Raw genomic sequence first — 7582 nt, forward strand, 5'->3', positions numbered from 1 at the left:
GCAATGGAAACCGATACGCAAACGGCAAAGGATCCGCAGGCGGGCGACTTTGAAAGGTCGGGTGACCTGCTGCTCCAGGCCCAGGGCATTACGAAACGCTTCGGCGAGATACTCGCCAACAACAATGTTTCGATCGATCTCAGGGCAGGGGAAATCCATGCGCTTCTGGGAGAAAACGGCGCCGGCAAATCGACGCTTGTGAAGATCCTCTACGGAGCCCTGGAGCCGAACGACGGTGCCTTGCTGTGGCGCGGGAAACCAGTTGCAATCACCTCACCTGCCGAGGCAAGAAAACTCGGTATCGGTATGGTATTTCAGCATTTTTCCCTGTTTGAGGCGCTGACGGTCGCTGAAAATATCGCTCTCGCCCTTCCGGGAAAACTGTCGATACGCGAGCTTTCGGAGCGCATCCGGAAAGTCTCGACGGACTATGGCCTGGAACTCGACCCAGGTGCGATCGTGGCGGACCTGCCGGTCGGCATACGCCAGCGTGTTGAAATCGTGAGGTGCCTGCTGCAGGAGCCGGACCTCATCATCATGGATGAGCCGACATCGGTGCTGACACCACAGGAGACGGATCAGCTTTTCATTACATTGCAGCGCCTTACGAAGGAAGGCTGCGCGATCCTCTACATCAGCCACCGGCTGGAGGAGGTAAAGCAGATCTGCCATCACGCAACGATCATGCGTCACGGCGAGGTGGTGAGCGAATGCGATCCGTCAAAGGAAACGCCCGCCACGCTCGCAAGCATGATGGTGGGCGCGGAAATCAAGGACGTGCGCAAGCCGAGCGCTGGTGCCCCCGGAGACGAGCGGCTGGTCATCGAGCGGCTTAGCGCGCCAGCCGACGGACCGTTCGGGGTGGCGCTGCGCGACGTCGACCTGACTATTCACGCGGGCGAGGTCGTCGCGATCGCCGGGATCGCCGCGAACGGGCAGGGCGAGCTTTTCGACCTGATATCCGGCGAACGGCTTTCCGCCCTCCCCGAGAGTGTGCGGATCGACGGACAACCTGTCGGCCGCAAGGGCGTTAATGAGAGGCGCCGGGCCGGCGCTGCATTCGTTCCGGAAGAGCGGCTGGGTCATGGCGCTGTGCCAGGGCTCAAGCTTTCCGAAAACATTGTCCTGACGCGCCACGGCGTGAATGACGGGCTCGTGCGCGCAGGCTTCGTGAACCGGTCACGCGCCGCGGAGCTGGAGAAAAAGATCAAGAAGAACTACGACGTGCGTATGTCGCATGACGACCCTGAGGCAAGGTCGCTTTCCGGCGGAAATCTCCAGAAATTCGTCGTCGGGCGCGAACTCGACAGAAATCCGGGCGTGATCGTCATCAATCAGCCGACCTGGGGCGTGGATGCCGGGGCGGCTGCCACGATCCGCCAGGAGTTGATCGACCTGGCGCGGGCGGGAAGCGCCGTTCTCGTGATCAGTCAGGATCTTGACGAGATATTCGAAGTTGCCGACCGCATCGCTGTGATCTCGCGCGGTGAGCTGTCGGACGCCGAGCCCGCGGAAAGCATGACGAGAGAGAGGATTGGCCTGCTGATGGGCGGAATAACCGATGCGCACACGGCTCAAGGCGGAGGAGCGGCGACCCATGCGGCTTGAACTCGAAAAGCGGTCCGAACACTCGACGTTCTATTCGATCGCATCGCCATTTATCGCGATCGGCTTGACGCTGATATTCGGCGCGATCCTGTTTGCCGTCATCGGCAAGGACCCGGCGGAGGCGCTTTACATCTATTTCGTGAGCCCTTTGACCTCCACCTGGTCCCTTCATGAACTTGCGGTCAAATCGGCGCCCCTGATCCTGATCGGCGCCGGCCTGTCGCTTTGCTTCCTGTCATCGAACTGGAACATCGGCGCTGAAGGGCAATTCGTCATGGGCGCGGTATTCGGCTCGATGATGCCGATCGTCTTTCCGGATGTGCAGAACACATTCGTCCTTCCGCTCATGATCATCATGGGCATGGCTGGCGGCGCCGCCTATGCGTTCATACCGGCCTTTCTCAAAACCCGCTTCGGGACGAACGAGATCTTGACAAGCCTGATGCTGGTCTATGTGGCGCAGCTTTTCCTGGATTGGCTGGTGCGCGGACCGTGGCGCAATCCGGAAGGCTTCAACTTCCCCGAGTCCAGGACATTCCACGAATACGCGATCCTGCCGGAAGTGCTGGAATCGGGCAGGGCGCACTACGGGGCGGTTTTCGCGGTCCTCGCGGTTATCGGCCTTGCGGTGCTGCTTTCCAAGACGTTGAAAGGCTTTGAAATCCAGGTTGCGGGTCAGGCACCAAGGGCTGGACGTTTCGGCGGGTTTTCCGCCGCGAAGATGACTTTCTTCGCCTTCCTGCTTTCAGGCGCACTTGCGGGGCTTGCCGGAATTTCGGAGGTATCCGGCGCGGTACAGCAACTCCGGCCGGTGGTCTCCCCAGGTTACGGCTTCACGGCGATCATCGTGGCGTTCCTGGGCAGGCTCAACCCGATCGGTGTTCTTTTCGCCGGCATCCTTCTTGGAATTTCCTATCTGGGCGGTGAGGAAGCGCAGATCGTTCTGGGCCTCTCCGACAAGATCACCCGCGTGTTCCAGGGCATGCTGCTCTTCTTCGTCCTCGCTTGCGACACGCTGATCCTCTACCGCATCCGCTTCGTGTCCACGCGCACGCCTGCGCTTGCGATGGGAGAAAACTGATGGAACTCGCTGTCGCAGTTATCGTCACGATCGTCACGGCGGCGACGCCGCTCCTGATCGCCGCCATCGGCGAACTGGTGGTGGAACGCTCCGGCGTCTTGAACCTTGGCGTGGAAGGCATGATGGTGATCGGCGCCGTAGCCGCTTTCGCCATCGCTCATAACACGGGCAGTCCCTACCTGGGCATCGTCGGCGGCATGGCGGCAGGCGCTTTCCTTGCGCTCCTGTTCGGCCTTTTGACCCTTACGCTTGCAACGAACCAGGTGGCGACCGGCCTTGCGCTGACGCTGCTTGGCCTCGGCCTTTCGGGAGCGATCGGCGAGCCCTACGTCGGCCTTCCGGGCACCAAGCTTCAGCCGATCGAAATTCCGCTGCTTGCCGACATTCCCTTCTTCGGGCCGATCCTCTTCAAGCAGGATATCATCGTCTATGCGTCCTTCGCGCTTGTCGCGGGTGTGGCATGGTTCCTGTTTCGCACGCGAGCCGGACTTACGTTGCGCTCCGTCGGCGACAGTCAGACATCGGCCCATACACTGGGAATATCCGTGATCCGTATTCGTTATCTGGCGGTGTTGTTCGGCGGCGCCTGTGCGGGCCTGGCCGGAGCGCAGCTTTCGCTCGCCTATACGCCGCAGTGGGTGGAAAACATGACGGCGGGCAGGGGCTGGATCGCGCTGGCGCTTGTCGTTTTCGCATCCTGGAGGCCGCTGCGCGTGATTGCGGGAGCCTATCTCTTCGGCGCGGTCACGATAGGCCAGCTGCACGCGCAGGCACTGGGCTTCGGCATTCCCTCCCAGTTGCTATCGTCGCTCCCCTATCTTGCGACGATTGCCGTTCTCGTTATCATCTCGCGCGACCGTCGGTTGACTCTTGTGAATACCCCGGCTTCGCTCGGAAAACCCTTCGTACCGGACAGATAATCGACGTATGGAGAGCGGGAGGACGGGCAAAGCGCGTTCACACCCGCTTGGAATAACCAGAGAGGAAGTTGCAATCATGAAGCTTAGAATTCTGGGACTTACCCTTGCCGCGGCAATTGTCGGATCGGCCAGCGCACAGGCGCAGGATCCGGTCGAAGCCTGTTTCGTCTATGTCGGTTCCAAGACCGACGGCGGCTGGACCCAGGCCCACGACATTGGGCGGCAGGAGGCCGACCACCTGATGGGTGACGCGGTCACCACGAAATTCGTCGAAAACATCCCCGAAGGGGCGGATGCCGAACGCGCGATCGAACGTTTTGCCCGCTCCGGCTGCGACATCGTCTTCACGACGTCGTTCGGCTTCATGGATCCCACGATAAAGGTCGCGAAAAAATATCCAGACGTGAAATTCGAGCACGCAACCGGATATAAAACTGCTGACAACGTCACGAGCTACAATTCCAGATTCTACGAAGGCCGCTATATCATCGGCCAGATCGCGGCGAAGATGTCCAAGACGGGCGTTGCCGGATATATCGCCTCCTTCCCGATTCCCGAGGTCGTTCAAGGCATCAACGCGTTCCTTCTTGGCGCGCAATCGGTCAATCCGGATTTCAAGCTCAAGGTCGTATGGGTGAACAGCTGGTTCGATGCCGGCAAGGAAGCCGACGCAGCCAAGGCGCTGATCGACCAGGGCGTAGACATCCTGACCCAGCATACCGACTCCACGGCCCCGATGCAGGTTGCCGCGGAACGCGGCATTCATGCTTTCGGGCAGGCTTCCGACATGATCAAGGCTGGCCCTGAGACACAGCTTACGGCCATCGTGGATACTTGGGGCGCGTATTATATCAAGCGTATTCAGGCGGTCATCGACGGCACCTGGGAATCCCAGTCGAGCTGGGATGGTCTGAAGGATGGCATCTTGACCATGGCGCCTTACACGAACATGCCCGATGATGTGAAGGCGATGGCCGAGGATACGGAAGCCAAGATCAAATCCGGCGAGCTTCATCCCTTTACCGGCCCGGTCAAGAAGCAGGATGGTACCCAGTGGCTTGCCGATGGTGAAACGGCCGACGACGGCACGCTTCTCGGCATGAATTTCTACGTGGAAGGCGTGGACGACAAGCTGCCGCAATAAGTCAGGACAAACCGTCGGGACGCATGGCGCGTTCCGACGGTTCCTATTGATTTTTTTAAAATATTCGAATTCCACCCCACGAAGTGTTGGCTTCGCCATGAAACTGGCAATAGGATGTCGGGATCATGACGACGCCTATCGAATTCAAAGCCGATTCCGGGGACATCGAGTATCGGATGATGGTAAGCGCGGGAGCGGGCCGTGGTGCCTGACATACCGCTGCAATCCACATATGAGCTGGGCGAGACAGCTTCCAGGCTCATTGATGATCTTTCGCGAATTTCCGCTGACGAAGACAAGCTCACGAGGCTCTACCTGACGCCCGAGCACCGCAAGGCCGCTGACCTTGTCGGCGAATGGATGCGGCAAGCAGGCCTGGAGGTAACCGAGGACAGCCTCGGAACCGTGCGCGGCAGGCTTTCTTCGCCATCCACTGCGAATAGCAAAAAACGCCTGCTTATTGGCTCCCACATCGATACGGTGATCGACGGGGGAAAATTCGACGGTTCACTTGGCGTTATCTGCGCGATCCTTGCTGCGCGCGAAATCCGAAAACGCGGCATGGAACTGCCATTCGATATCGATGTGCTTGCGTTCGGTGACGAGGAGGGGGTCCGTTTCCCGACAACGTTATTGTCCTCTTCGGCGCTTGCAGGAACCGTGCCTCCTGGCGAGTTGGACGCCTGCGACTCGGATGGCATAAGCGTTGCTGCGGCTTTGCGCGAGTTCGGAGGTGATCCGGAAAATATCGGAGGTATCAAGGAGGATCCCGATAAAGTCATCGGATATCTCGAAGTTCACATTGAGCAGGGGCCTGTACTTGAAAACGAGGAATTGCCGATCGGTATCGTCACATCGCTTGCAGGTGCCGAGCGGCACTGGATAACCGTGCAAGGCGAAGCGGGGCATGCCGGAACGGTGCCGATGGATATCCGAAGGGATGCGTTGTCCGTCGCAGCGGACTTGATCGGAGCCATCGAGGTAGCCGCCAAATCCGCAAAACGGGATAGTGTCGTAGCCACGATCGGCTCGCTTGAAGTTTCACCGGGGGCAGTCAACGTCATACCGGCGGAAGTGAAGATGACGCTGGACCTGCGCGCGGCGCGCGAAGAGCCGCGGGCGGCGGCGATAGAGGCGATCAAGGCTGAAGCAGCCCGCATTTCCGAAAAGCGCGGCTGCCGGATCGAATTCGATCAATTTCACGAAGTGAAGACGTCTCCCTGTGCCCAGGTCTTTCAGGATGCCGCGGAACGGGCGATCGCTTCCATGAATATCCGCCCGCACCGGCTGATGTCCGGCGCTGGACACGATGGTCAGGCGATGAAGGCCCTGACGGAAATCGGCATGCTCTTCGTGCGATGCAGGAATGGCATAAGTCACAATCCGGCGGAACACGTATCGGTGGAGGATATGGGCGTGGCAGTCGAGGCGATGGTCCGCTGGGTGGCAGAGATCGCGCAAGAGGGGGCCGGCGCGTGATCAAAACCGCTATCGATGTGCGATGGGCCGACGAGATTGATTTTCTCAAAGCCCTCATACGGATACCGAGCGACAATCCGCCCGGCGACACGGTAACCCATGCCGAGGAGACGGCGAACCGGCTGGAAGCCCTGGGTTTTCAGGTGGAGCGGCACCCGGTGCCCGAACCATTCGTGAAGCAGCACGGAATGCGCAGCGTAACCAATCTCATAGTGAGGGAAAAATTCGGCGAAGGCACGGGACCGACTATCGCGTTGAATGCGCACGGAGATGCGGTTCCGCCAGGTGAGGGGTGGACGAGCGACCCCTACGGCGCAGAGGAAATAGCCGGGGCGATCTACGGTCGCGGCGCGGCGGTTTCCAAGTCCGATTTCGCCACATATGCCTTTGCGCTTCTTGCGTTGAAGGAAGCTCCAGGCAAGCTCAACGGCACTGTGGAGCTGCATTTGACCTATGACGAGGAGGCTGGCGGCTTCGTAGGCCCGAGATGGCTTCTGGAACAGGGACTTACCAGGCCGGACTACGCAATTTCAGCCGGATTTTCCCACGCGGTGACGACGGCACATAACGGCTGTCTTCATCTCGAAATCGTCATCCGGGGCAGACAGGCACATGCGGCCACGCCGGAATTGGGCATCGATGCCCTGGAAGTTGCGACGCCGGTGCTCGCAGCCCTGTATGAAGAGCGCAAACGATTGCTTGGCATCCGCAGCGAAATTCCCGGCATCGGCACACCGCAGCTCACCGTCGGCCTCATTGAAGGCGGCATCAACACCAATGTAGTGCCGGACCGAGTAACGCTGCGCGTCGATCGCCGATTAATCCCGGAGGAAGACGGCAACGTTGCTGAAGAGGCGTTGATTGACCTTGTCGAATCTGCTGCTCCCGAACGCGACGGCCTCGAGGTTGAGTGCCGCCGCATCATGCTCGCCGATCCCATGCGGCCGGTACCCGGAACCGAAAGGCTCGCCGATACGCTCAAGCGCCACGCACGTGAAGTCCTTTCGGAAGATGTGCGCGATACCGGCGTACCGCTTTACACCGATGCGCGCCACTATACACAAGCCGGCATTCCAACGGTGCTTTATGGGGCCGGGCCGCAATCGATTGCCGATGCCAATGCACACGGGGCGGATGAGCATGTCATGCTCTCGGACCTCCGGGCGGCAACGGAAGTCATCGCGCTAGCGGTGAGAGATATACTGACGCAATGATTGTTCAATTACTTGGTGCCATGCGCTGAGTGAAACTAGGCTCAGGACTCATTGAATCCACCATGTGACGATGGCAGCGATGGTGATTGCGGCCATGAAGATATCGGCACGGCGGTCATATCGCGTGGCAATGCGT

General features: G+C 59.7%; 6 protein-coding genes. All 6 read left to right on the top strand.

Features of this window, described 5'->3' with window-relative positions:
* Window positions 1-3: 3 nt before the first annotated feature.
* Window positions 4-1608 (top strand): ABC transporter ATP-binding protein, encoded by a 1605-nt coding sequence (locus tag GR183_RS06860; RefSeq protein WP_160774817.1) that lies wholly within the window; start codon window positions 4-6, stop codon window positions 1606-1608.
* Window positions 1598-2689, top strand: a complete 1092-nt coding sequence (locus GR183_RS06865) for an ABC transporter permease (protein ID WP_160774818.1) — start codon at window positions 1598-1600, stop codon at window positions 2687-2689. The genes GR183_RS06860 and GR183_RS06865 overlap by 11 nt, the downstream gene beginning before the upstream one ends.
* Window positions 2689-3609, top strand: a complete 921-nt coding sequence (locus tag GR183_RS06870; protein WP_160774819.1) for an ABC transporter permease — start codon at window positions 2689-2691, stop codon at window positions 3607-3609. Before GR183_RS06865 ends, GR183_RS06870 begins: the two co-directional genes overlap by 1 nt.
* Before the next feature lie 76 nt (window positions 3610-3685).
* Entirely contained in the window at window positions 3686-4753 is a 1068-nt protein-coding gene (locus GR183_RS06875; protein WP_160774820.1) for a BMP family ABC transporter substrate-binding protein, read from the top strand.
* A gap of 204 nt (window positions 4754-4957) precedes the next feature.
* The gene (locus GR183_RS21780) at window positions 4958-6232 is read left to right on the top strand and encodes an allantoate amidohydrolase (RefSeq protein ID WP_312846786.1); all 1275 of its coding nucleotides are present in this window, start codon (window positions 4958-4960) and stop codon (window positions 6230-6232) included.
* Window positions 6232-7446, top strand: a complete 1215-nt coding sequence (locus GR183_RS06885) for an ArgE/DapE family deacylase (protein ID WP_312846793.1) — start codon at window positions 6232-6234, stop codon at window positions 7444-7446. Before GR183_RS21780 ends, GR183_RS06885 begins: the two co-directional genes overlap by 1 nt.
* The last annotated feature ends 136 nt before the right edge of the window (window positions 7447-7582 follow it).

Origin of the sequence: Stappia sediminis, from assembly GCF_009826895.1 — a bacterium.
GTDB lineage: Bacteria > Pseudomonadota > Alphaproteobacteria > Rhizobiales > Stappiaceae > Hongsoonwoonella > Hongsoonwoonella sediminis.

What these genes read in the sequence shown, in the direction of transcription:
- GR183_RS06860 (WP_160774817.1), top strand. Translation starts at nt 4, where the DNA reads ATGGAAACCGATACGCAAACGGCAAAGGATCCGCAGGCGGGCGACTTT.
- GR183_RS06865 (WP_160774818.1), top strand. Translation starts at nt 1,598, where the DNA reads ATGCGGCTTGAACTCGAAAAGCGGTCCGAACACTCGACGTTCTATTCG.
- GR183_RS06870 (WP_160774819.1), top strand. Translation starts at nt 2,689, where the DNA reads ATGGAACTCGCTGTCGCAGTTATCGTCACGATCGTCACGGCGGCGACG.
- GR183_RS06875 (WP_160774820.1), top strand. Translation starts at nt 3,686, where the DNA reads ATGAAGCTTAGAATTCTGGGACTTACCCTTGCCGCGGCAATTGTCGGA.